Origin of the sequence: Dongia sp., from assembly GCF_041909655.1 — a bacterium.
In the GTDB taxonomy this organism is placed as follows: domain Bacteria; phylum Pseudomonadota; class Alphaproteobacteria; order Dongiales; family Dongiaceae; genus Dongia.
In genome coordinates this window covers 412,514-435,954 of sequence record NZ_JAYRDA010000005.1, presented here as the reverse complement: position 1 = coordinate 435,954, position 23,441 = coordinate 412,514, and the positions used below count along the sequence as shown (strand labels likewise).

The following is a 23,441-nucleotide window of genomic DNA, read 5'->3' as shown; positions in this document are numbered from 1 at the left end:
TGAACCTGCCAGGTTCGGACCGAGAGACGCAAAGCGGATCGAGCGTCAACGGCGAAGCCGGTAAATCCTGCTCCCGCAACCAAACCTCCCAAAAAGCCCCACGCAGCTACGCGCGGGGCTTTTTGCTGTCTGTCCCGCCTCACGCAACTTGCACGTTGCTGGCGGTGACCTCGGGGGAACCGCCTGCGGTCTGGATCTGCGCCACGATCGTGTAGCCGTCGGCGGCGCCATTGGCATCGTAGATCAGGTTGTTGTCGCCATCGAGGATCAGCGAGGCCTTGCCGTCGGCAAAGGCGGTGCTGGTCGCGTTGGTGCCGTCATAGCTGTCGGTGATGGTCGAGAAATCGATTCCTTCGGCGAAAAGATGCCCGGCCTGCCAGCCGCCGGCGCCGTCATAGAGTGCCGTGAAGATGACCTTGTCCGCGGTGGCATCGAAATCCGTGATGCGGTCCAGGAGGGAAACGTTGACCGTCGAGGCCGCGACATTCGAGGCGACGCTGTAATTGTCATCGGTCGATTGATTCTGGAACAGATCGTTGCCGCCACCGCCGGTCATGACGTCGTTGCCGGCACCGCCGGAGAGGAAGTCGTTTTCGCCGCCGCCGTCGAGCGTATCGTTGCCGCGGCCGCCGGTCAGATAATCCGCCCCGCCGGCGCCGTTGAGCTTGTTGTTGCCGGCATTGCCGTAAATCTCGTTGGCAGCGTTGTTGCCGGTACCGTCGATGTTCGATGAGCCGGTCAGCACCAGATTCTCGACGTCGATATCACTCAGAGTATAGGTGACGCTCGAGAAGACGATGTCGATGCCACCATCGGGATCTTCCAGCACGATGTCGCCGCTGCTGTTGACCACATAGGCGTCATTGCCGGCGCCACCCGACATGGTGTCATTGCCGCTACCGCCATCCAGCAGGTCGTTGCCGGCGCCGCCATTGAGAACATCGTTGCCACTGCCGCCGATGAGCCAGTCATCGCCGCCATTGCCGTTCAGGGTATCGATCGCGCCGACACCGTCGAGGCGATTGTTGCTCTCGCTGCCATTGAGCGTATTGGGGTTGTTGTTGCCGGTTTGCGATGCCGTGAGGTCGCCCGGCTGATAGGCGGTTATGGTCGGCACGATCTTCAGCGACAGATCGGCCGGTATGTTGATCACCAGGCTGGCGCCGCCATCCGGATCGAGGTCATTGTCGCCATCGATCGTCGTGTAGTGAAAGGTCTCAACCTGGGCGGCGGCGCTGGCCGTCGCCGTGAAGGTAAAATCGCCGGCGAGGCGCGCACCGCTGTCGACGAAGAAGAAGGTTATGATCCCGGCATTGGTGGCAAGGGTGACCACGCCATCGACATTGGAAATGAGCTGCCCGATGGCAGCCCCGGTCACCGTCGCGGCCATGCCGGTCCAGGTGACGGTGAAGGAATTGGTGCCGTTGCCCTGCACGGGATCGACATAGCTGAAGCTGGCAAGCCGGGTGGTCGGGTCGCCGGCTTTGTCCGGTGTGACGCCAGCGACGCCGCCATCGCCATTGCCGGCGGTGAGGCTGCCATCCAGAACGTTGCCGCTGGCGCTCGCTGTGGTCGCTGCCAGCGCCGCGCTGAGTTCATAGAAATTGGCAACCTGCACCACCGTGTTTGACGGGGAATCGCCGCCATTGGGATTGGCGACAGCGACGAGATCCGGGTCATTCACCTGGATATCGGGGCCCAAAGCGACGGCGACGACGCGATCGACATGATCGACCAGCGCAGCGTCCCAGTCATTGCGGATCGTGGTGTTACTGGCCAGGCTGGTGCCGGATGACGGCTCGCCGTCCGACAGGAAGTAGACGGTGGTCGGACCGCCCAGCAATTGCGCCTGCAGGTCCGGATCGGTCAGGATGTCGGTCGCCGCGTCAATGCCATTGGCATAATTCGTGACGCCGCCGGCTTCGAGATCGTCGATGAAGGCGAGGGCGCTCTCCGTGTCACCCCATTCGGACATGGCGGTCGCATTGCTGCTGAAACCAATGACGATCACATTGACGTCGCCGGCCGCTTCATATTGAGACAGCATGTTGGCCAAGGCATCCTTGGCCAACTGGAACCGGGTCGTCCCGCCGACCGAGGAGCCCATCGATCCTGAGCAATCCAGGATGATGACCACGTTATTCTGTTGGTTGACCGCCGTGGTCGAGGTGGCGTCATTGTAATTGACCGGCGCCGGATCGAGAACGTCGACCGAGAATTGCGCCGTATCGGTGTCGCCATCGGCATCGGCGAGGCGATAGGTGAATTGCAGGTTGGACAGATTCGAGCCGGCGGTCTGCTTGAAGCTCCAACTGCCATCCTGGTTGATATGCAGGGTGCCGATATTGTCATCTGCCGTGCCCTGGGTGCCGTCGGCCTTGACATGGATATCGGTCCCGTCGGCATCGACAGCGACGAAGGAGCCGTCGCCCAGCGCCACGGCCTCGATCTGGCCTGGCGCGTTGATGCCGATATCGTCATTGGCGAGGAGGTTGGCGCCCTCGGTCACGGTGTCGAGGCTATTGATCACCAAGGCTTGCGTGTCATCATTGGCAACCGGCACGTCATTGACGTTACCGACACCGATCTCGAAATTCTGGCTGCTGGTCGAGCCGTCGCTGCTGGTGGCGAGCACGGTGATACCATGGCTCTCGGCGCTTTCGAAATCGAGCGCGCCCGCCACAGTGACGATTCCGGTCGCGGAATCGATCGCAAAGCGGCCTCCGGCATTGTCGCTCAGGCTGTAGGTGATCGTGGCATCAGTATCGGCATCGCTGGCGGCAGCGGTGATTCCGACTGCCGTGCCGATCCCGGCATTCTCGGCGACCAGATTCTGCGCCCCATTGGCGTCGATCGGGCCGACGATCTCGTTGTCGTTCACGTTTCCGATATTGACCGTGAAATCCTGATCGCTGGTCGATCCGTCGCTGCTGGTGGCGAGCACGGTGATGGTATGACTCTGGGCGCTTTCGAAATCGAGCGCAGCGGCCACGGTGACGATTCCCGTGACGGCATCGATCGCAAAGCGGCCGCCGGCATTGTCGCTCAGGCTGTAACTGACCTTGTCGTCGGCATCGACATCGATCGCATGGCCGGTGATGCCAATTGCCGCGCCGATCGCCGCGTTCTCCGCCACCAGGTTCTGGGCGGCGTCGCTGTCTTCCACAGGGCCGATGGATTCCTGGGAATCGGTCACCTGGACCGTGAAGGTGGTGGTGGAGGAAAGCCCGCCGGCATCGGTTGCCGTAACCTCGATGTCGTACTGGCTCTGCGTTTCGAAATCGAAGACGGCGCCGTCGGCGACGGTGACCACGCCGCTGGCTGAATCGATCACGAAGCGGCCGCCGGCATCATCGGCCAGGCTGTAGCTGCGTGTATCTCCCGCATCGGGGTCGGTTGCCTGAGCCACGATCCCGACCAGCGTGCCGGCGGTGGCGGCTTCGCTCACCTTGTTGTCCGCGGCATCGGTATCGACCGGTGCACCCGGCGCCTCGTTGACGTCGGCGACGTTGATGGTGAAAGTCTCGGTCTGGACGAGGCCGCCGCTATCGGTCGCCGTCACGACCACATCGAATTGTTGCGGACCCGATTCGAAATCGAGGGCGATCCCGGATTTAAGGCGCAGAGCGCCCGCCACGACTTCAAAGCGGTCGTCCGAAAGCTCGAAAGTATGGGTATCGCCCGCATCCGGATCGCTGACGGTGAGGAGGCCGACAATCTCGCCCGGCGCATTCTCAAGCACAGTGGTGTTGCTAAGCTCGATATCGGTCGGCGCCTGGTTGATGCCGCCCTCGAGATCGGCCACCGAGGCCTTCTGGTCGGAAAACTGCAGCCATTCTATATTGCTCAGCGTGTCCGTGCCGTCACCGCCCTCACGCTGATCGACGATGGTGATCGAACCGCCCTCGTTCAGGAAAATGTCGTAATCGGCCGCCTTGCCGGTAAAGACGGCGACGTCTTCGCCCAGATTGCCGTCGATCATGTCGTCGCCGCCCAGGCCGGCGATCTGGTCGTCGCCGGTATGGCCGTCCAACTTGTTGGCATTCTTGTCGCCGGTAATGGCGTCGTTGCCGGAACCGCCGACCACATTCTCGATATTGATCAAAGTATCGATGCCGATATCCGGATCGCCGAAGGCCTTTCCCGCAGTGAGGTCGATGATCATGGTTTCATCGGCGCTCAGATATTTGACCGTGTCGCCGTCATCGCCACCATCGATGACATCGTCGCCGCCGCCATGGCCGGCAATGAGCGTGTCGTTGCCGCCCAGGCCGAAGATCAGATCGTCCTGAGGGCTGCCGGTCAGGGTATCGTCGCCGGCATTACCCAGAATGATCAGCGGCCCGGCATAAGGCCCGCCATCGATCTCGTCATTGCCGGCGCCGCCGGAGAGAATTGTATAGGGCGAAAGATCCGCGGGAAGCTTGGACGCCGTGCTGGGATCCAGATAGTCCAGCGTGAGGCCGGAACCGTAACCCTTGGTCGTCCCGAACTGGACGCCTCCCAGGCCGATATTGCCGAACAGGCTGATATTCAGGAACGAGACGGGCGCTAGAGGATCCGGTATGAAGCCGAGCAGGGAGGACAATTTGTCGACCGTCCCGAGTTCCGTCTGCTCCCCATTTTGTTCTTCGCCGCCGGCGGCGGTGGAGAACCCGCTGGGATCGAATTCATCGAGCAGTGCCTGGTCGCCATCCTCGGCGCCATCGGCTTCGCCGCCCTGTTCCTCCCCAGGTGCTGCACCCTGGATCGCGCGCAGTTCCTGGAGCACGTCGTTGAAGTATTGCAGGACTTCATTGCCCGGCAGGACCACCGGCTGACCGGGTGCTATGAAGAAGCTGGTTACCGTCGCCGCGGCATTGGCCTCGGTGATCTCCTGGATGCCGCCTGCATTCTGGATGACGATGCGGCCGACATGGCCATCCTCGTCCGGCAGCAGCATGATGATGGTATCGGTGCCTTCCAGTGCCAGTCGGACCGCAACCGTGGTGCCGCGGATGCCGATCGTGCCGACAGGCGTGTTCACTTCCATGCTGCCATTGGGCGCGATGGTGCCGGTCGAGAAGACGAAGGTGCCCTGCAGCACGGTGGTCACGAAATTGCCGCCGCCGCTGGCTGGATCGTAGACCATCTCGTCCATGGTCATGCGGGCGCCCGCGGAGAGCGCGAAGGTGGTGCCGTCGATGAAGACGATGCCGACGCTGCCGTCGTCAGCCGCCAGCACGACGTCATTGAGGAAAATGGGATCGCCGGCTGCGAGTTGCGTGCTTGATCCGCCGGCGCGCTCGACCGTCACGGTGCCGGCAACCGTCTCGACACGACCGATCGCTTCACCTGTCTGAGCGAGTTGGATATCTCCGACGTCGCTCTGTGTGGTTTGATTTTGCGCCAGGCGCAGGTCGCCGCCACTGTCAGCCAGGCGTTCGACCAGCGCACCATCAAGTTGCGCACGACCGCCGATCAGCAGATCCGGCGTCTCTCCTTGCGCGAAGTATTGCTTGATGACGATGTCTTGACCGATCGCCGTCTCGATCAGCAAATCATCGCCGATCTGCCGGAAATCAGCTTTGAGGATATCGCCGCCGCCAGGAACGGCAATGCGATCGCTGCCATCGGCGTGCAGAACCAGCCGCCCGGCATCGCCATCCAAACCACGCTCGACTGTCGCTACCATATCGACCCCCCGTTCCTTGCGGGGAGCCGATCTGGGGCTCATCGCAGGACGTCTATTGGCAAGCCATCACTATCCAGATCTTGCGTCGGCAGATGGCCTCGTTGTTTGGGCGTCACACGCATTGGCGGAACAAGAAGCATCTGGCGACCGCTGGCGACGCTCATTGGCACGCATGGTCAAATCTGCTCGTTGTGAAGCTCTTCAGCCCCACTTCAGTAATTGTTTAAAATTATTATTAGATTGTCTCTTGTTGTCATCAGGGAATCGCGTGGGTTGGCGGCAAATTGAATTGTTGCACAACGCGATGTGCGAAATTCCCCGCCAAGCCCGCCGTTCTTGCCGCCAGCGTCTAATATTCGATCACAACGACCAAATATTGGGCAGGACTAAATGCATTTAACGATACCCTTAATGGATGTGAAGAAGCGAGTCCGCGACCTTTCGGAACGGGATGGAGAGGCGCAATGGGACGATCAACGCGACCGAGTAGAAATTAAGGTGTCGCGGTGGCGTTGGTCTTTCGCATCGACTGAACTGGCGAGCAAATTCTGCGTCCATGCCTCAGCCAAATGATGAATTCGAGGGTGATCCGTTGCTTTAAGATACAGCTTGTGACTGGCGTCACAGCCTTTCTCGCCAATGGTCTTTACCACTCCTATGCCTTTATTTGCGTCCGGTCCGGGCAAATGATTGGCAGTGAAACTGCGTTCAGTCATGCGCGCATCAGAAAGCGCAGGCAGAGGGAGGTGAAGGCGTGCGGGTCTGGGATTCTATTCTGGCGTTTCTTCTGAGGTTGTGGCTGCGCGATGAACGGCGCTATGCGCGCCGCTGGATTCTGCGCCTGAAACTGGGCCGCCGTCATTCAACCTTGGGCAACGACGTGAAGGACGAGGCGGAGACGCGTCGCAAGGCCGAGCAATGGCTGGCATATATGCGTGGTCTTGGCCTGAAGCCCAATCATGCCTGCGTTGAAATCGGTTGCGGCTCGCTCTGGGCGGCCGAACCCGTCATTCGTTACCTCGATCCCGGCAAATATGTTGGCCTCGATATCACGGATTATTTTTTCTCGCTTGGGCGCCAGCGCCTGGGCACATTGATCGACAAAAAGCGCGTTGAGCTCCGTGTGCTGACGCCCGGAGAACTGGCACGGCAGGCCGCCCGGCCGGCCGATTTTGTTTTCGCGCGCAAGGTGCTGGCGCATGTGGAGCCCGACGAGCTTCCGGAGTTCATGACGAATTTCTGCCGTCTCATCCATTCCGGAACGATCGGCGTGATCGATAACCCCAAAACCGAGACAACGGGATATCGCAATCCAGGTACAATCGCCTATGCTCTGGCCGATATCCTGCCGCATGTGCCGCCCGGCATTAAGTGCACGCAGCATCGTTTCACGCTTATCCTGTGCCGGGAAATGGCACCGGTGATGAATCCCGATGATGCTGCACGCGCCTTTGCCTAACAAAACGGCCCCTTCCGCTGGAAGGAGCCGTTTCGATTGTCACCAGGATAAAGCCTGTCAGGCGGCGACCGCCTTGTCCTCGGCCGGTGCCAGGCGGATGAGGTAGTCGAAGGCCGACAGGGCCGCCTTCGAACCCTCACCCATGGCGATCACGATCTGCTTGTAGGGCACGGTCGTGGCGTCGCCCGCGGCGAAGATGCCGGGCTGCGAGGTTTGGCCGCGGTGATCGATCTCGATCTCGCCGCGCGGGGTCAACGCAACCGCGTCCTTCAGCCATTCGGTGTTGGGCACCAGGCCGATCTGCACGAAGATGCCTTCGAGCTCGATACGGTGCAGGTTGTCCGTGTTGCGATCCTTGTAGGTGAGGCCGACAACCTTGGCGCCGTCACCATGCACTTCGGTCGTGAGGGCCGAGGTGATGATTTTGACGTTCGGCAGCGAGTTCAGCTTGCGCTGCAGCACCGCATCGGCGCGGAGGCTGCTGTCGAACTCAATGAGCGTCACATGAGCGACGATGCCGGCTAGATCGATCGCCGCCTCGACCCCGGAATTGCCGCCGCCGATCACCGCCACGCGCTTGCCCTTGAAGAGCGGGCCGTCGCAATGCGGGCAATAGGCGACACCCTTGTTGCGGTACTCATCCTCGCCCGGCACGTTCATCTGGCGCCAGCGGGCGCCGGTGGCCAGGATGACGCTGCGCGATTTCAGCACCGCGCCATTGGCGAGATGCACTTCGGCGAAGCCGCCTGGCACCTTTGCCGGCACCAGCTTCTCGGCACGCTGCAGGTTCATGATGTCGACGTCATAGGCCTTCACATGCTCTTCCAGCGCCACGGCGAGCTTGGGGCCTTCCGTATGCGAGACGGAGATGAAGTTCTCGATCCCCATCGTATCCAGCACCTGGCCGCCGAAACGCTCGGCTGCCACACCCGTGCGGATGCCCTTGCGCGCGGCATAGATCGCGGCGGCGGCACCAGCGGGACCACCGCCGACGACGAGGACATCGAAAGCTTCCTTGGTCTTCAGCTTTTCGGCCGCGCGCTTCTCGGCGCCGGTATCGATCTTGGCCAGGATCTGTTCCAGATCCATGCGACCCTGGCCGAAAGTCTCACCATTCAAAAAGATGGTCGGCACGGCCATGACCTGGCGTCCGTCCACTTCCGACTGGAAGAGGGCGCCGTCGATCGCGACGTGATGGATGCGCGGATTGATGACGCTCATCAAATTGAGCGCCTGCACCACGTCCGGGCAATTCTGGCAGGATTGCGAGAAATAGGTCTCGAAATGATACTCGCCGTCCAGCGCCTGGACCTGCTCGATCACGTCCTGCGCGGTCTTGGAGGGATGGCCGCCGACCTGCAGCAGAGCCAGAACCAGCGAGTTGAATTCGTGACCCATGGGGAGGCCGGCAAAGCGCACGCCGACGGCGGTGCCGGTGCGATGGATCGCGAAGGAGGGCTTCCTGGCATCGTCGTCGCGCCGCACCAGGGTCACCTGCGGGGAGAGCGAGGCGATGTCTTCCAGTAGCGCCAGCATCTCCTGCGAGCCGGCGCTGTCATCGAGCGAAGCCACCAGCTCAATGGGTTGGGTGATCCGCTCCATATAGGCCTTCAATTGCTCTTTCAGATTGGCGTCCAACATGACGATGGCTCCCCGGAATTTCGGTGTTTGGGAATTCGGTGTTCGGTATCCCCCGGATCCAGGCGAGAAGCCGGATCCGGGGAAACGCGTCAGGTAATCGGTTAGATCTTGCCGACCAGGTCGAGGGACGGAGCCAGGGTCTTGGCGCCTTCCTTCCAGGCCGCCGGGCAGACTTCACCCGGATGCGCGGCGACGTATTGCGCCGCTTTGAGCTTGCGCAGAAGTTCCTTGGCATCGCGGCCGATACCGCCCGCGGTGATCTCGACGATCTGGATCGTGCCGCTGGGATCGATCACGAAGGTGCCGCGATCGGCGAGGCCGGCTTCCTCGATCAGCACGTCGAAATTACGGCTGATGGTGAGGGTGGGGTCACCGACCATGGTGTACTTGATCTTCTTGATCGCGGCCGAGGTGTCGTGCCAGGCCTTGTGGGCAAAATGGGTGTCGGTCGAGACGCTGTAGATCTCGACGCCCATCTTCTGGAACTCGGCGTAATTGTCGGCGAGATCCTCGAGCTCGGTCGGGCAGACGAAGGTGAAATCGGCCGGGTAGAAGAAGACGACCGACCACTTGCCCTTCAGATCGGCATCGGTGACGGTGACGAACTTGCCGTCCTTGAAGGCTTCGGCTTTGAACGGCTTAATAGCGGTGTTGATCAACGACATTTTTCTTATCTCCAAATAGGTTTGCCGCGAAACGGTGAGGCTTTGATATAGGGGTCATGTCGATCAATGAAATCGATTTTTTGCAGCGCATCAATCGAGTGAAGCGATTAATCGGCATTTGAGCCTAGAAAAACCCGGGAAATCAGGCAGTTCCTCCTGTGTGCAGATGCGTTGCCGATGCTGCACCTGCGTCAATTTGTCCGCCAGGGCTGGCGCCTGTTTTGGCGCAAGGCGCTCCGATAGGATCAGAGAATCGATATGGGAATCGGAAGGAGAGTGATCGTGCGGGGCGAATCCAGGCGGCAGAGGCCATGACCTCGCTCAGGCGATCCCTGCCATCCGCCAATGCCCTGTTCGTGTTCGAAGCGGCGGCGCGTTTTCTGAGTTTCACGCGCGCGGCGGCCGAACTCAACGTCACACAATCGGCCGTAAGCCGCATGATCGCCCGGCTCGAGGCGCATCTCGAAGCAAAACTCTTCATCCGCACGGCGACTGGCATCGAACTCACCGATGACGGGCGGCAGCTCTATCACGCGGTGACCGGCAGCTTTCAGCATATCGAGATGGCGATCGAGGCGATCCGGGCGCGCCATGGCGGTGGCGGCATGGTGACCCTGTCGCTTTCCTCGGCCTTCGCGATGCATTGGATCATGCCGCGCCTCGATCGCTTTCAGGCGCTTCATCCCGGAATAGATCTTCGCTTTCAACTGGTGCGCGGCGAGCCAATCGGGCCGGTCGAGGATGTCGACTTCGCGATCCGCTACAATTTCCCGCGCGACGCCGATCACGAAAGCTGGCCGTTGATGGCAGAGAAGGTGCTTCCGGTCTGCAGCCCGGCTTATCTTGCGGCGCATGGCCCCTTGGAACATGGCCGCGATCTCGGCCGACATACCTTGGTCCATCTCTCCGGTTCCACGCGGATTCCCTGGTCGCGCTATCTCGCCGAATTCGACTATGCGCCGCCCACCGGTAGCCGCAGCCTCACGTTTTCCGATTATTCGCTGGTCATCCAGGCAGCGATCAGCGGCCGCGGTATCGCCTTGGGCTGGTGGCATGTCGTCGCCCATGAGCTGGCGCAGAAGGAATTGGTGCCGGCGGCACCCGAGATATTGGAAACCGGCAACCATTATTACCTGGTGGCCAGCAACCGCCGTCCGTTGCGCGATCCGGCCATCCTGGTACGTGACTGGTTGCTGGCGGAAATGCTGGCTTTGCAGGCACAAATCCGGGCCGATTGATCTCGTTGCCGGTTTCTGACCTCATGATCTGGGATCATGCCCGGCTGAGTATTGCGGTGATCCGGGGCAATGCCGGCCGCTGCTAGATTCGCGGGCAGAAAACATCATCCGGGGAAACGGCCATGGATTTGGAACTGAGTGCGCGCGAGAAGGAACTGGCGGCCAAGGGCCGTGCCTTCTGCGACGAAGTTTTGGTGCCGCTCGAAATCATCGCCGACGAGCATGGCGAGCTGCCGATGGAAAGGCGCGCTGCCGTGCGCCAGGCGGTGCGCGATTGGGGCCTTGCCGGTATCAATCACAAGAAGGAACATGGCGGCCTCGGCCTCACCATGGTCGAGCAGACCGTGATCGAGGAGCAATTGGGCCGCGTCACCAACGGCCTTTGGTCCTGTGTCTGGCGCGCACCGGTGAGCCTGACCTCCGGGACAAAGGCGCAGATCGACGCCTATTTGCGCCCCTCGATCCAGGGAGAACGTCGTGGCTGCTTTGCGATCACGGAAGCCGAGGCCGGTTCGGATCCAAGGCGCGTGAAGACCAAAGCGGTGAAGAAGGGTGACCAGTGGCTGCTCAACGGCGAGAAGTGGTTCGTCACCTCCTACAACGCCTCGGATTTCATCATCGTCCATGCCCATGTCGATGACGATCCCGACAAGCCGACCTTGTTCCTGGTCGACAAGCCGGTCACCAACATGGTGCATCTGCGCTCGCCGAAATTCATGCACAACTTCGCCTTCGACCATGCCGAGCTCCGCTTCGACGACGTCGCGGTGCCGGAGGATCGGATGCTGGGTGAGATCGGGCAGGGACTGGAACTCACCAAGGATTGGTTCGTCGAGGCGCGGTTGCAGATCGCCTCGCACACCTTGGGGGCCGCCATTCGTGCCGCCGAGATCGCCAATGACTACGCGACCACACGCCATCAATTCGAACGGCCGATCCGCGATTTCCAGGGCGTCGAATTCATGCTGGCCGATATGGCGGTCGAAATCTTCGCCGCGAAGTCGATGCTCTACCGTGTCGCCGCCGAGATCGATCGCGGTCTCGACCGCAAGATCGTCCATGCCCATGCCAGCGCCCTGAAGCTGTTCTGCTCGGAGATGGCGGGACGGGTGATCGACAAGGCGCTGCAGGTCCTGGGTGGGCGCGGCTATATGCGCGAGAATCCGGTCGAGCGGCTCTATCGCGATATCCGGGTCGATCGCATCTGGGAAGGGACCTCGGAAATCCAGCGCGTGGTGGTGGGCGGCCAGATCCGCAAGCGCGGCCTCGACATCTATAGCGGCTGGCAGTAACCGATCAGCGGCCGGGCGCGTCCAGGGTCACGGATTTTACCAGGGCAAAAACATCCTGGCCGACGCCGAGGCGCAGCTCCTCGGCCGATTGGCGCGTGATGCGCGCGCGGATATGGGCATTGCCGATGTCCAGCATCAGATCGGCATGGGCCGTGTCGGGCTTGCTGGCGATTTCGGCGATGCGGACGTTGAGGACATTTCGCACGCTGATGCCCTGTGGCCTCTCGGTCGCGATGGCGACGTCGCGGGCGCGGATACGCAGCCGCAAATTCGTATCGATGGCGGCTTCAAGCAGCGGCACCGAAAGTGATTGCCCCTGCAGATCGAGCTGCGTCAGATGATAATGTGCGTCGTGACCAATGATACGTGCCTGAAGGGCGACGCCGGGCTCATAGCGCTCGCCATTGGCCGGGAGGTCCAGGCGTTCGAGCACTTGCTCGACGGCGCCGCTGGCGACCAGCTTGCCGTCGCGCAGCACGATCATGCGATCGGCGAGGCGCGCCACTTCGTCGATATCGTGGGTCACATAGATCGCCGGCACGCCGAAGACGCTCGGCAATCTTTCGATATAGGGCAGAATCTCGGCCTTGCGCTTGAAATCGAGAGCGGCGAGCGGTTCGTCCATCAACAGCAGGCGCGGCCGGGTGAGGAGCGTACGGCCGATGGCGACACGCTGGCGCTCGCCCCCGGAGAGTGAGGTGGCATGGCGGGTGAGGAGGGGGGCGAGGTCGAGAGCAGCCACGACCTGGTCGAGGGTGATGCCGCTCGGCACATGGCGCGAGCGTTTCTCCGCGTAACGGAGATTGCCGGCGACATCGAGATGCGGAAGGAGCCGCGCATCCTGAAACACATAGCCGGTACCGCGTCGATGCGCGGGCAAGGCGTTCTTGCCGGCAGCCGATTGCCAGGTCTCGCCGGCAAAGGTGACGGTGCCGCTGGCGCGGCGTTCCAGCCCGGCGAGGATGCGCAGCAAGGTGCTCTTGCCGCAGCCGGAAGGGCCGAACAGGGCGGTGATGCCCTGGAGCGGCACGCTTTCCATCACGGCAAGTTTGAAATCACCGAAGGTGATGCGGAGGTCGAAGGCGAGTTCGTTCATGCGATCAGCCGACATGGATCGGGAAGCGTCGGTTCGTCACATAGACGAAGAGCAGGACCAGGAAGGAGAAGGCGAGGAGGCCCGCCGAGAGGAGATGTGCCTCGGCATAGCGGATCGTCTCGACATGCTCATAGATGGCGATCGAGATGACCTTGGTCTCGCCGGGAATGTTGCCACCCACCATGAGGACGACGCCGAATTCGCCGATCGTATGGGCGAAAGTGAGCACGATGGCGGTGAGATAGCCGCGCGCCGCCAAGGGCGAGATGACGGTGAGAAAGGCATCAAGCGGGCTGGCACGCAAGGTGGCGGCCGTTTCCCAGAAATTGCGGCCCAGCGTTTCGAATGTGGCCTGCAATGGCTGCACCATGAACGGGAGGGAATAGATGACCGAGCAAATGACCAGACCGGCGAAAGAGAAGGTGAGCTTCCCGCCGGTCGCGCTGAACCACAGACCGCCCAGGGTGGAATTGGGACTGAGGAAAACCAGGAAATAGAAGCCAAGCACCGTCGGCGGCAGGACCAGCGGCAAGGCAGTGATCGCCTCGGCCACCGATTTGATCCGCCAGCGGGTATTGGCGAGCCACCACGCGAGCGGCGTGCCGATGACGAGCAGGATGACGGTTACCAGCGCCGCGAGGCGCAGGGTGAGCCAGAGCGGGTCGAGATCGGGCAGCGTCATGTCGATCCTATTCTACCCCATAACCATAGCTCTCGATCAGCGCATGGGCTTCCGGCGATTTCAGGAAATCGAGAAAGCCCCGCGCCGCGGCATTGTCCGCCCCTGCGTTCAGCAGGATGGCGTCCTGGCGGATCGGCGTGAACTTGTCTTGCGGCACGACCCAAAACGACCCTTCCGATGGTTGCTGCGGGCTCTGCACGGCGGAGAGGGCGACAAAGCCAAGCTCGGCATTGCCGGTCGCCACCATGCTGTGCGTTTGCCCGATATTTTCCCCCATGACGATCTTGGTGGCCAGCTTGTCCCAGAGCCCCAGCGACTGCAAGGTCTCCCGTGCCGCCACGCCATAGGGTGCCAGGTCCGGATTGGCGATGGCCAGATGCTGGAAATCGTCGGCTTGAAGTGCCGCCGCGCCATCGGCACCGATGCGCTTCGGATCCGCGCTCCAGAGGGCGAGCTTGCCGATTGCATAGGTGAATTTGGTGCCGGCCACCGCCGCCTTCTCATCCGCCAGCTTGGCGGGTGTTTTGGCGTCGGCGGAGAGCAGGATCTGGAAGGGGGCGCCTGCCGAGATCTGGGCATAGAGCTTGCCGGTGGCACCCGTCGTGACCACGACCTTGTTGCCGCTGGCCTTCTCATAGAGTGCCGCGAGATCCTGCGATGCCTCGGCGAAATTGGCGGCGACGGCGACCAGTATATCATCGGCTTTCGCGGCGGCGATTCCGGCAATGGACATGATGCCGGCGACGGCCAGACGCGCGAGAGAGTGACGCAACATGATGGGGCCTCTTTGTTGATCGTTATAGCCATTCGTATATATCGAAATTCAAGTGCCGTCAAAGGGTGCATTTGCTTGCGATTCTGTGCTGATTTTCTTGGATAAACGGCACGTCTGGACTAACATCGGGCGCAACAGATTGGCTTTGGAATCGGGAGATTTTTATGGCGCATGACGCACCGGCCGGCAGTTCGGGGCCAGGCAAGCTGGCGATCCGCAACATCGGCATGATCCTGTCCGGCGATCTCGAGAACCCGATCCTCCCTGGCGATGCGCTGCTGGCCGAGAACGGCAGGATCGTCGCCTGGGGCAAGGCCAAGGATCTCGACATCGACGACGCCGTGACCGTGATCGATGCGCAGGGTGTCACCCTGGCCCCAGGCCTTATCGACAGCCACGTACATCCGGTGGCGGGCGACTGGACGCCGCGGCAGAACCAGATCGGCTGGATTGATTCCTCACTCCATGGCGGCGTCACCACCATGATCTCGGCGGGCGAGGTGCATATGCCCGGCCGGCCGAAGGATATCGTCGGCCTCAAGGCCATGGCGATCTTTCATCAGCGCATGTACGCAGCCTTCCGTCCCGGCGGGGTCAAGGTGCATGGCGGAGCACCCATCATCGAGCAGGGCATGACGGAACAGGATTTCAAGGATCTCGCCGATGCCGGCGTCCGCCTGCTGGGCGAGATTGGCCTGGGCGGTGTGAAAGACGGCCCGACTGCGCGGCAGATGGCGGGCTGGGCGCGGAAATACGGCATCCAGAGCACCATCCATACCGGCGGTCCCTCGATCCCCGGTTCCGGCCTCATCGACAAGGACGTGGTTCTGGAAGTGGATGCCGATGTGGTGGGGCATATCAATGGCGGCCACACGGCTTTGCCGGACAGCCAGATCCGCTGCATCTGCGAGGGTTGCAAACGCGGGCTCGAGATCGTTCATAACGGCAATGAACGCGCTGGGCTTTACACGCTCCGCACCGCGAAGGAAATGGGGCAGCTCAACCGCGTCATCCTGGGCACCGACGCGCCGGCCGGGTCCGGGGTGCAGCCTTTGGGAATCCTGCGCATGGTCTCGATGCTCTCGTCGCTGGGCGACATCCCGGCGGAATTCGCTTTCTGCTTTGCGACCGGCAATACGACCCGCATGAGGAAGCTCGATACCGGTCTCATCGAGAAGGGCATGGCGGCGGATTTCGTCTTCCTCGACAAGGCACAGCATTCGGCCGGCAAGGACCTGCTCGATTCCGTGCAGCTCGGCGACCTGCCGGGCGTCGGCATGGTCGTGATCGACGGTATCCCGCGCATCCAGCGCAGCCGCAATACGCCGCCGGCGACGCGTATTCCCGATCTGGTGAAGGGCAAGCTGGGTTAGAAGCGCTATGCGTCTCGAAGCCCAGAATATCTGCGTATGTTATTAAATTTGATGTGAATGAAGAGGCGTGATTTTTAACAGTTAAGAAAGAATCTGCATCTAGCGTCCGATCTGCATTAATTGTGAGTTGAGATATAGAGGACGCGAAATGGAAGATGCTCACTATTGGCTGGTCGCAACTGTGGCATTCGCGATCGGCGGCATTGCCACCTTTTATTCAAGCCAAGATAGCAAGCCGCATCCTAGGCTGATCGCGTTGGCTGCATATGGTGGGTCTATCGCCGCATCTTTCATCGGTGTTTACGCGGCAGCGGCGATTTCACTGTCTCAGCAGGCAGCCGCCGAAGAACAGCGGGTTATCGCAACTCTCTCGGCGATGCGAGAGGACACGATGTTTGCTATTGGGAAAGTCACATTGGCCGAGCAAGCGGCGGGCGCCGATGGTGCTGCCAAATCGGATGATCCGATTAGGTTCTGCAGCACGACGATCGAGATATTGTCGAGCGATGTGGAGGTATTGAGCATGGTTCCGCCCGAGGCTACGTCTACGTTGATTCAGGCGAGCAAGTCGGTCGAGGAAAGTTGCCGCAAGCTTATTGACGCCTTCTACGGCGACGATCCTTCCGGATTTGCCGAGGAGCTTCCGAGATATAAAGTAGAGCTCAGCTTCTCCGCCGAACTGCTTGACGTCATCAAAGATGCAGTGGCTGCGGATATAGATACGAACGCTCTCATGGAGAAGATCAACTACCTCCAGACCGAGCGACGCAAAAAGCTATTTGGCTAGCTCAACGCTTTCAGCAGTGCCAGCAACTGCGCTCGCTCTGCGGCATTTAAAGGCGCCAGGGTTTCCTCGGTGATGCGCTGGGCGGTCGCAAAGCCTTTTTCGGCTTCGGCGCGGCCGGTTTCGGTGAGGGCGACGACGATACGGCGGGCGTCGTCCGGATCGGGGCTGGTCTCGATCAGGCCGCGGGCCGAGAGACGGTCGACCACGCCCTTGATGGTGGCGGCATCGAGCGCCACCATGCGGCCGAGCAGATTCTGCGAGGTGGGGCCGATCTCGTAGAGCTTGGCCAGCGCCGCCCATTGCGGCGCCGTCACGTCGTTGCCGAACGCCGCCGAGAAGATCGCGGTATGGCGCTGGCTGACTTTGCGCAGGATGAAGCCGATCTGGTCATCCAGTGCGTAAGGCCTCTCGGTCTCGGCTTTCTTGCCGGGGATGCTGGCCATCAGCGCAGCCCGTCCTCGCCCTTGATCTCATTCTTGGTGAGTCCGCCGACGCGCGGCAGGGGCCGGCCGCTATCGGTGACGGCGATCGCCACCATGATCTCGCCCGCGCGCGGCGCGTCGTTGATCTGCACTTCCATGCCGTCGAAATGGCTGCGCACATAGGCAGCATCCTTGTGTCCCAGCGGCACGTCGAGCACGCAGCCTAGGCCACCGCGTTTCTTGGAAGAGGGAATAAGAGCGGCACCCTTCTCCAATACCTTGCGGACCGGCGTTCCCATCTTGGGGTGCAGGATCGCGGCGGCGTGTTCCAGCTCGCCATTCTCGCCGACGGCCGCGGCCTTGCCGTAACTCTCGGCCTTGCCACCTTCGATGCCGAGGGCGGCGACGGCTTTCTCGGCCAGCAGCTTGCCGAGTTCCTCGCCGATTTCCATCAACGGCGTCAAATCCTCGACATACTTTCCGGCGAAAGGATTGGCGATGACGGCGACCGCCGCCGCGCGCCGTGTTGGCGGATTGATGCCCTTATCCATCTCGCGATGGGTTTCCTCGACGAAGGTCACGATCTTGCGGATCTCGGCTTTCATCGCAATCCATCCTCTCCCTTGATATCCGCGGCGGCCAAGCCGCCGGCCCGATTGTGAATGCGCGATCCCGTGGTCATCACCAGCGCCAGCAGCATTTCATCGGCGCGCGGGCTGTCCGGAATGCCGATTTCGATGGCGTCGAAATGACTGCGCACATAGGAAGCATTGATATGGGTGACCGGCACGTCGAGCCGCGCGCCCGGCCCACCGACCTTTTTGGTGGAGGGCACGATCGCCTTGCTGTCGCCCAGCACCTCGCGCATGGCATAGCCACCCGGCGCGTGCCAGAGCGCCCCATGCTCGATTTCCCCCGCCGACCCGACAATGGCGCCCTTGCCATAGCCTTCGACGATGGACCGATCGCCACCCAGGGCTTTCACCATGTCCTGGGCGAGGGCGAGGCCGATCGGTTTCAGATCATCCATGAAATCGACGATGTGTTCGACATAGCGTCCGGCGAACGGGTTGCGGATCACGACCAGCCCGGCGACACGCCGCAGCGGTTTGTTGGCGCGCGGTCCGCCTTCGTGAAAGATCTCTTCGACCGAGATCAGGCGCTTGCGGATCTCAACTTGCGGCATGGCTGCCGAACTCCTTTTGCTTTGCCGTCATCCCGGGCATGACGACCCCGGCCATGACGAATTGTGTGGGCGCCTTCACGCCGATCAGCCGCGTCTCCCCCGCAAGATGCAGCGCCGCGGCATGAATATGTCCCGCCTCGACCAAACGTTCAGCATAACCGGCGCCGCTGGCAAGGGCGTCAGCGATCTCGGCATCGGAAAGAGGTCCGACCGAGCGGGTGACCAGGCGTTCGCCCAGATCGCTGTCGGGCTGGATCGTATTGGCCGGTTCCCGTGTTACCGCAAGGTGGCCGGGCAGATCGACGGCATTGGCGATCATGGTGGCGGCGGCATCGGCGCCGGCGGCATCGGCGGCGAGCACGGTCACCGCATCGGCGACGCCCAGCGAGAAGGAACGGCCGTGGCGCCCGCTGGTGGCGATGCCATGGATTCCGTCCTCGGCGCGGATGGTGAGGTTGCCGTGAAGGGCGGCCGCGAGATCGGGCCGTGACACCATGCCGATGGTGAAACTGGTCCCCGGTGCCAGATGGAGGGCGATGTCGCCGCCATTATTGACGTAAGCACGGTTGAGTGGTGCCGCTTTCAGCATGGCGGAGAGAATGGTGTCGGCGCCAGCGCCGGCCACGGCGGCCATGGGCGTGATGAAGTCATCCGTGGCATAGGCGCGCGTGGCGGCCACCATGCGGCGGCCTGTTTCGCTTAGCGCATCTGCATGGGTCGGCTGCCGGAGCAGAGAAAGCTCCCCGCAAAGCTCGTCGAGCAACGTGGCAAAGCGTCTTGCTGCCGCTTCATAGGCGGCGCGTATTGTCTCTCCATCACCATCCGCGCCCACAATGAGATCAATCGGGCCGTCCTGCAGATGCAGGCGGTGCCCGTCGGGCAGCATCCGGATTTGCTGGCGACCGCTCAATGCTTGCGCTCCTTGCGGGCGTGGAAGTTGAGCGGCCAAGGCGAATCGCGATGACGCGAGACCTGCTGGCGCTTGAGACCGTCGCCCTCCAGCGCATCGAAGCGGCGCACATGGTCCATATGCCCGCCGAGCTTGGCGTAATCGTCGAGCCGCATGGTGAACTCGATCGGGGCGACCAAAGCCGGTGTCGGCACATAGCCGAAGGCGTTCTGCGGCAACAGGGTGACGTCGACCATCAGCGTGATGCCGCCGCCCGGCCAGATATAGGCCGGTGCCCCGCCGCAGGTGACATAGGTGAGCGCGTTCTTGACCGATTGCGTGAGGCGCACGGGATTTTCGGTAACGCCGGCGCGCAAGGATCCGCCGGCACCGCCCATGAAGAGCACGGTGGAGAGCGCCGGCTCGCAATTCTCCTGAATGCGCGCGACGGAATCCTTGAGTGCTTGCGGCATCTCGGTTTCGACCGGCTGCAATGCCTCATTGAGCACGTAATAGCCGGCATGTTCGCCGGTTGTGCTCACCATCAGCATCGTGGTTCCGGCCTTCGCCACTTTCGGGTCGAATGGCATCAGGATGGAGAGTGGATCGGAGATGTCGGTGCCGCCCCATCCGGTGCCGGGTTCAGCCACCTGGAAATAGCGGCCGGGGGTGGATTTTCGCCCGCGCATCTTGATGCCGGTATCGGGAATGCCCAGGAGCTTCCCCGCCTGATGTTCGGAAAGCACGCCGGTGATGTGATCGTCGACCACCACCACCTCGTCGACTTTCCCCTGCCATTGCTTGGCGAACATGCCGATCGTGGCCGAGCCGCAGCCCACCCGCATGCGCTCTTCCGCCTGGCCGTTGACGATGGGTGCCTTGCCGGCCTCGACGATGACGGTGGAACCGCCATCGATCGTGAGTTCGACCGGTTTCATGTTGCAAAGATCGAGCAGCGTGTCGCAGGTGACGCGGCCTTCCTTCTTCGAGCCGCCGGTCAGGTGATGGACACCGCCCAGCGACAGCATCTGCGAGCCGTATTCGCCGGTCGTCACATGGCCAACCGCCTCGCCCTGTGCGCGCACGGTGGCTTGTTCGGGGCCGAGATGGCGATCGGTGTCGATTTTGATCTTCACGCCGCAATAGCTGAAGATGCCCTCGGTTACCACGGTCACCATGTCGACGCCTTCAACCTCGGCGGCGACGATGAAGGGCGCCGGCTTGTAATCGGGATACGTCGTGCCGGCGCCGATCGCGGTCACGAAGGTATTGCCGGCATGAAGGAGATTGCCGTCCCAATCCTGTGCTGCCCCACCGAAGGGCACCACGGCCTGGCCCTCGGCCACAGTCTTGCCGAGAAGGATATGCGGATCGACACGCATGAGTTCGCCAGCGACGTTGGCATAGCGGTCGCAGGCGCCCGTGGCCCCGTCGCGAATATAGCAAAGTACGGGACAGGCATCGCAGCGGATCTTGCCGTCTTCGGTCTTGGCCGGGATTGCGCTCATGACCGTGCCTCCAATATCGCCGCGCGGATGCGGTCTGGTGTCGCCGGAACGCGGGCGAGGCGTATCCCGGTGGCGTCGGCGATGGCGTTGAGAATGGCGGGTGCCGTCGGAATGAGGGCCTGTTCGCCGATCCCCTTGGCGCCGAAGGGGCCGACAGGCGACGCGTCCTCGATGAGGATGCTCTCGATCGGCGGCACGTCGCCGATGGTCGGGATCAAATAGTCATGCAGATTCTCGCCGCGCCCCGGATGGAATTCCTCCATGAGAGCGAGGCCGATCCCCTGTGCGATGCCGCCCTCGATCTGGCCCTCGACCAGGGTCGGGTTGATGGCGCGGCCGACATCATGGGCGGCGGTGATCTTCAGCAGTTTGACCGTGCCGAGTTCCTGATCGACCTCAAGCTCCACCAGATGCGCGCCGAAACCATAGACCGCATAGGGAACGCCCTGACCGTCGCCATCGAGGGGCGAGGTCGGCGGGTCGAAGGTTTCCTCGGCCATCAGCACATAGCCGTATTGATCCGGCGCGAGGGTGCCAAGATCGATGCGATGCGCGGCAGCGCCGTCGCGGACCACGATATGACCGGGATGAAATTCGAGCATCGCATCGGCGCCAGCATTGGCGAGGCGCAGGATGCGGCTGCGCAAGGCATTGCCGGCCAGTTGTGCTGCCTTGCCGCTGACGAAGGTCTGGCGCGAGGCCGAGGTCTTGCCGCAATCCGGCGTGACGTCCGTATCGGCGGAGAGAAGATCAAATTGGGCCACAGGCGCGCCCAAGGCATCGGCGCAGATCTGCGTGATGACGGAATTGGAACCCTGGCCGATATCGACGGCACCCTGATGAAGCGCCAGACGCCCATCGGGCTTCAAGCCGAGGCGCATGGTCGACGGATTGGGCAGCGAGGTATTGCCGCAGCCATACCACATGCCGGCCACCCCAACGCCACGGCGCCAGGGCGATGACGCCGTTTGCTGATCGTTGAATCGCTTGGCGTCTTCGCGCGCGCGGCGCCAATGCGGCCGCAGGGATTCGAAGCAGGCGCGGATGCCGGTACCTTCACCCAGGACCTGGCCGGTAACGGTCGGCTGATCTGGGCGCAGGGCGTTCACCAGGCGGAATTCCAGCCGGTCCATGCCGATCTTGTCGGCCAGCATGTCGTAAAGCTGCTCCTGTGCCACACCCGCTTGCGGCACGCCGAAGCCGCGGAAGGCGCCTGCCGGCACCACATGGGTATGGACGGCGCGGGTAAGGGCGCGGTAATGCGGCACGAAATAGGGACCCGAGGCATGAACCGGCACGCGGTTCGCGACCGTCGGCCCCCAGGACGCATAGGCGCCGGTATTGAAATCGCCGTCAAAATCCATCCCCAGCAGCTTGCCATCGCGATCCACCGCGACGCGGACATGCATGCGGCCGGGATGCCGCTTGGTTGTCGTCGTGATGGATTCGGTGCGGGAATAGACCATGCGCACGGGTTTGCCCGTCACCCAGGCGGCCACGGCAATGAAAGGCTGTACGGAGAGATCGAGCTTGGCGCCGAAACCACCGCCGACCGCGGTCGGGATGATCCGCACCTGATCCGGCGCCAGGCCCAAGATCTTGGCGATATCGTCGCGGTCCATATAGGGCGCCTGGGTGCAGGCCTGGATTTCGATGCGGTCGCCCACGCGCCGGGCGAAGCCGGCTTCTGGTTCGATATAGGCATGCTCGACGAAACCGGTCTCGAACACGCCTTCGACCACATGCGCTGCTTCGGCGAGTGCCTTGTCGACATCGCCTTTAACCACGCGGCCGCGCACCAGGATATTGCCCGCGCGCTTCTCGTGCACCGGCACCGCATCGGCGGCGAGGGCCTCGTCCAGCGTCAATTGCGCCGGCAATTCCTGCCAGGTGACCGGAAAGGTCTTGAGGTCGACCGCCTCGATCGCGGCTGGATCGCCGATGATGGCGGCAACCGCCTCGCCCTTGAAGCGAGCACGATCGATCGCGAAGACCGGCTGATCGGCAAAGGGCGGGATGACGCCGAAGCAATTCTCGCCCGGCACGTCGGCGGCGGTGAGGATGCGTTGGATGCCGGGATGCGCCTTCTGATAGGCAGCGAGATCGCCCAGCTTGAAACTGGCATGGTGATGGGGCGACCGGATCACGCGCAGCAGCAGCGCATCCCGGGGATGGGCATCCGCGCCGAAGACGTCGCTGCCGCAAACCTTGCGCTGGCCATCCAGGCGCTCGATCCGCGCGCCCACCGCCGTCCCGGAATCCGGCAGAACCGCCGCCGGCACGTCTTTCCCGGCGTCCAGCACCGCCGCCACGATCTTGCGATAACCGGTGCAACGGCACAGCACGCCACCCAAAGCGTCCTGCACGTCCGCCTCGCTGGGCTTGGCATCACGCTCCAACAGCGCCGTGGCGGCCACCAGCATGCCCGGCGTGCAGATGCCGCATTGGGCAGCGCCATGGCGCAGGAAGGAATCCTGCAATTTCCTGGCGACGGGTCGGGTATCGGCCAGGCCCTCGATCGTGGTGATCTCGCATCCCTCCACCTGACCCAGGGCCATGAGGCAGGCACAGGAAGCTTCGCCATCCACCAGCACGGTGCAGGCGCCGCAATCGCCGGCATCGCAGCCGACTTTCGTACCGTCGAGTTTCAGCGAATCCCGGAGCGCCTTGCTGAGACGCCAATGCGCCGGGGCATCGACCAGCACGCGGCTACCGTTGAGAATGAGGGGAATGCCGGGGGCGGAATCGTACATA

At 62.3% G+C, this 23,441-nt stretch carries 17 protein-coding genes; 5 read left to right on the top strand and 12 right to left on the bottom strand.

All coding sequences use genetic code 11. From position 1 onward, the window contains the following. Positions 1–139: 139 nt before the first annotated feature. Positions 140–5,674 carry a cadherin domain-containing protein gene (locus ACE3PR_RS13180; RefSeq protein WP_374372637.1) on the bottom strand — a complete coding sequence of 1,845 codons (5,535 nt, stop codon included), beginning with the start codon at positions 5,672–5,674 and terminating at the stop codon, positions 140–142. Between the two features lie 754 nt (positions 5,675–6,428). On the opposite strand from ACE3PR_RS13180, the gene ACE3PR_RS13175 reads away from it, so the two are divergent. After that, positions 6,429–7,133: a class I SAM-dependent methyltransferase gene (locus tag ACE3PR_RS13175; RefSeq protein WP_374372635.1), complete on the top strand. Its 705-nt coding sequence runs from the start codon at positions 6,429–6,431 to the stop codon at positions 7,131–7,133. A 57-nt stretch (positions 7,134–7,190) separates the two neighbouring features. Here the strand turns inward: ACE3PR_RS13175 and ahpF are convergent, their stop codons facing one another. Next, positions 7,191–8,774 carry an alkyl hydroperoxide reductase subunit F gene (gene ahpF / locus ACE3PR_RS13170; RefSeq protein WP_374372631.1) on the bottom strand — a complete coding sequence of 528 codons (1,584 nt, stop codon included), beginning with the start codon at positions 8,772–8,774 and terminating at the stop codon, positions 7,191–7,193. Positions 8,775–8,875: 101 nt separating this feature from the next. Continuing rightward, positions 8,876–9,439, bottom strand: coding sequence for an alkyl hydroperoxide reductase subunit C (gene ahpC, locus ACE3PR_RS13165; RefSeq protein ID WP_374372629.1), 564 nt, complete (start codon positions 9,437–9,439; stop codon positions 8,876–8,878). Between the two features lie 311 nt (positions 9,440–9,750). Between ahpC and ACE3PR_RS13160 the strand changes: the two genes are divergently transcribed. Together ACE3PR_RS13160 and ACE3PR_RS13155 are read left to right on the top strand one after the other, a co-directional pair. Further along, positions 9,751–10,677 carry a LysR substrate-binding domain-containing protein gene (locus ACE3PR_RS13160; protein ID WP_374372627.1) on the top strand — a complete coding sequence of 309 codons (927 nt, stop codon included), beginning with the start codon at positions 9,751–9,753 and terminating at the stop codon, positions 10,675–10,677. 122 nt (positions 10,678–10,799) lie between these two features. Beyond that, on the top strand, positions 10,800–11,969 hold the full coding sequence (locus ACE3PR_RS13155; protein WP_374372625.1) for an acyl-CoA dehydrogenase family protein: 1,170 nt from the start codon (positions 10,800–10,802) through the stop codon (positions 11,967–11,969). Positions 11,970–11,973: 4 nt separating this feature from the next. Here the strand turns inward: ACE3PR_RS13155 and modC are convergent, their stop codons facing one another. The 3 genes from modC to modA are packed head-to-tail and all read right to left on the bottom strand — an operon-like array spanning position 11,974 to position 14,522. Continuing rightward, a complete protein-coding gene (gene modC / locus ACE3PR_RS13150; protein WP_374372623.1) occupies positions 11,974–13,065 on the bottom strand; it encodes a molybdenum ABC transporter ATP-binding protein in 1,092 nt (363 codons plus the stop codon). A gap of 4 nt (positions 13,066–13,069) precedes the next feature. Beyond that, positions 13,070–13,747 (bottom strand): molybdate ABC transporter permease subunit, encoded by a 678-nt coding sequence (gene modB, locus ACE3PR_RS13145; protein WP_374372621.1) that lies wholly within the window; start codon positions 13,745–13,747, stop codon positions 13,070–13,072. 7 nt (positions 13,748–13,754) lie between these two features. Continuing rightward, entirely contained in the window at positions 13,755–14,522 is a 768-nt protein-coding gene (gene modA, locus ACE3PR_RS13140; protein WP_374372619.1) for a molybdate ABC transporter substrate-binding protein, read from the bottom strand. Positions 14,523–14,686: 164 nt separating this feature from the next. Here modA and ACE3PR_RS13135 point away from each other — a divergent pair, with 164 nt between their 5' ends. Beyond that, entirely contained in the window at positions 14,687–15,895 is a 1,209-nt protein-coding gene (locus ACE3PR_RS13135; protein WP_374372616.1) for an amidohydrolase family protein, read from the top strand. A gap of 148 nt (positions 15,896–16,043) precedes the next feature. Next, positions 16,044–16,682 (top strand): hypothetical protein, encoded by a 639-nt coding sequence (locus ACE3PR_RS13130; RefSeq protein WP_374372614.1) that lies wholly within the window; start codon positions 16,044–16,046, stop codon positions 16,680–16,682. Here ACE3PR_RS13130 and ACE3PR_RS13125 read toward each other — a convergent pair. The 6 genes from ACE3PR_RS13125 to ACE3PR_RS13100 are packed head-to-tail and all read right to left on the bottom strand — an operon-like array spanning position 16,679 to position 23,440. Then, a complete protein-coding gene (locus ACE3PR_RS13125; protein WP_374372612.1) occupies positions 16,679–17,125 on the bottom strand; it encodes a MarR family winged helix-turn-helix transcriptional regulator in 447 nt (148 codons plus the stop codon). The genes ACE3PR_RS13130 and ACE3PR_RS13125 overlap by 4 nt on opposite strands. Next, positions 17,125–17,709, bottom strand: coding sequence for an amino acid synthesis family protein (locus ACE3PR_RS13120; RefSeq protein ID WP_374372610.1), 585 nt, complete (start codon positions 17,707–17,709; stop codon positions 17,125–17,127). The genes ACE3PR_RS13125 and ACE3PR_RS13120 overlap by 1 nt, the downstream gene beginning before the upstream one ends. Continuing rightward, a complete protein-coding gene (locus tag ACE3PR_RS13115; RefSeq protein ID WP_374372608.1) occupies positions 17,706–18,290 on the bottom strand; it encodes an amino acid synthesis family protein in 585 nt (194 codons plus the stop codon). Before ACE3PR_RS13115 ends, ACE3PR_RS13120 begins: the two co-directional genes overlap by 4 nt. Further along, a complete protein-coding gene (locus ACE3PR_RS13110) occupies positions 18,277–19,200 on the bottom strand; it encodes a UPF0280 family protein (RefSeq protein WP_374372606.1) in 924 nt (307 codons plus the stop codon). The genes ACE3PR_RS13115 and ACE3PR_RS13110 overlap by 14 nt, the downstream gene beginning before the upstream one ends. Further along, positions 19,197–20,687, bottom strand: coding sequence for a 6-hydroxynicotinate reductase (locus ACE3PR_RS13105; RefSeq protein ID WP_374372604.1), 1,491 nt, complete (start codon positions 20,685–20,687; stop codon positions 19,197–19,199). Before ACE3PR_RS13105 ends, ACE3PR_RS13110 begins: the two co-directional genes overlap by 4 nt. Continuing rightward, complete coding sequence (locus ACE3PR_RS13100; protein ID WP_374372602.1) at positions 20,684–23,440, bottom strand: molybdopterin-dependent oxidoreductase; 2,757 nt, start codon at positions 23,438–23,440, stop codon at positions 20,684–20,686. Before ACE3PR_RS13100 ends, ACE3PR_RS13105 begins: the two co-directional genes overlap by 4 nt. Position 23,441 lies beyond the last annotated feature (1 nt).

Coding starts and splice junctions, on each gene's coding strand:
- ACE3PR_RS13115 (WP_374372608.1), bottom strand. CDS start 18,290: ATGCCGCAAGTTGAGATCCGCAAGCGCCTGATCTCGGTCGAAGAGATC.
- ahpF (WP_374372631.1), bottom strand. CDS start 8,774: ATGTTGGACGCCAATCTGAAAGAGCAATTGAAGGCCTATATGGAGCGG.
- modB (WP_374372621.1), bottom strand. CDS start 13,747: ATGACGCTGCCCGATCTCGACCCGCTCTGGCTCACCCTGCGCCTCGCG.
- ACE3PR_RS13100 (WP_374372602.1), bottom strand. CDS start 23,440: ATGTACGATTCCGCCCCCGGCATTCCCCTCATTCTCAACGGTAGCCGC.
- ACE3PR_RS13135 (WP_374372616.1), top strand. CDS start 14,687: ATGGCGCATGACGCACCGGCCGGCAGTTCGGGGCCAGGCAAGCTGGCG.
- ACE3PR_RS13120 (WP_374372610.1), bottom strand. CDS start 17,709: ATGAAAGCCGAGATCCGCAAGATCGTGACCTTCGTCGAGGAAACCCAT.
- ACE3PR_RS13180 (WP_374372637.1), bottom strand. CDS start 5,674: ATGGTAGCGACAGTCGAGCGTGGTTTGGATGGCGATGCCGGGCGGCTG.
- ACE3PR_RS13130 (WP_374372614.1), top strand. CDS start 16,044: ATGGAAGATGCTCACTATTGGCTGGTCGCAACTGTGGCATTCGCGATC.
- modA (WP_374372619.1), bottom strand. CDS start 14,522: ATGTTGCGTCACTCTCTCGCGCGTCTGGCCGTCGCCGGCATCATGTCC.
- ahpC (WP_374372629.1), bottom strand. CDS start 9,439: ATGTCGTTGATCAACACCGCTATTAAGCCGTTCAAAGCCGAAGCCTTC.
- ACE3PR_RS13105 (WP_374372604.1), bottom strand. CDS start 20,687: ATGAGCGCAATCCCGGCCAAGACCGAAGACGGCAAGATCCGCTGCGAT.
- ACE3PR_RS13125 (WP_374372612.1), bottom strand. CDS start 17,125: ATGGCCAGCATCCCCGGCAAGAAAGCCGAGACCGAGAGGCCTTACGCA.
- ACE3PR_RS13155 (WP_374372625.1), top strand. CDS start 10,800: ATGGATTTGGAACTGAGTGCGCGCGAGAAGGAACTGGCGGCCAAGGGC.
- ACE3PR_RS13160 (WP_374372627.1), top strand. CDS start 9,751: ATGACCTCGCTCAGGCGATCCCTGCCATCCGCCAATGCCCTGTTCGTG.
- modC (WP_374372623.1), bottom strand. CDS start 13,065: ATGAACGAACTCGCCTTCGACCTCCGCATCACCTTCGGTGATTTCAAA.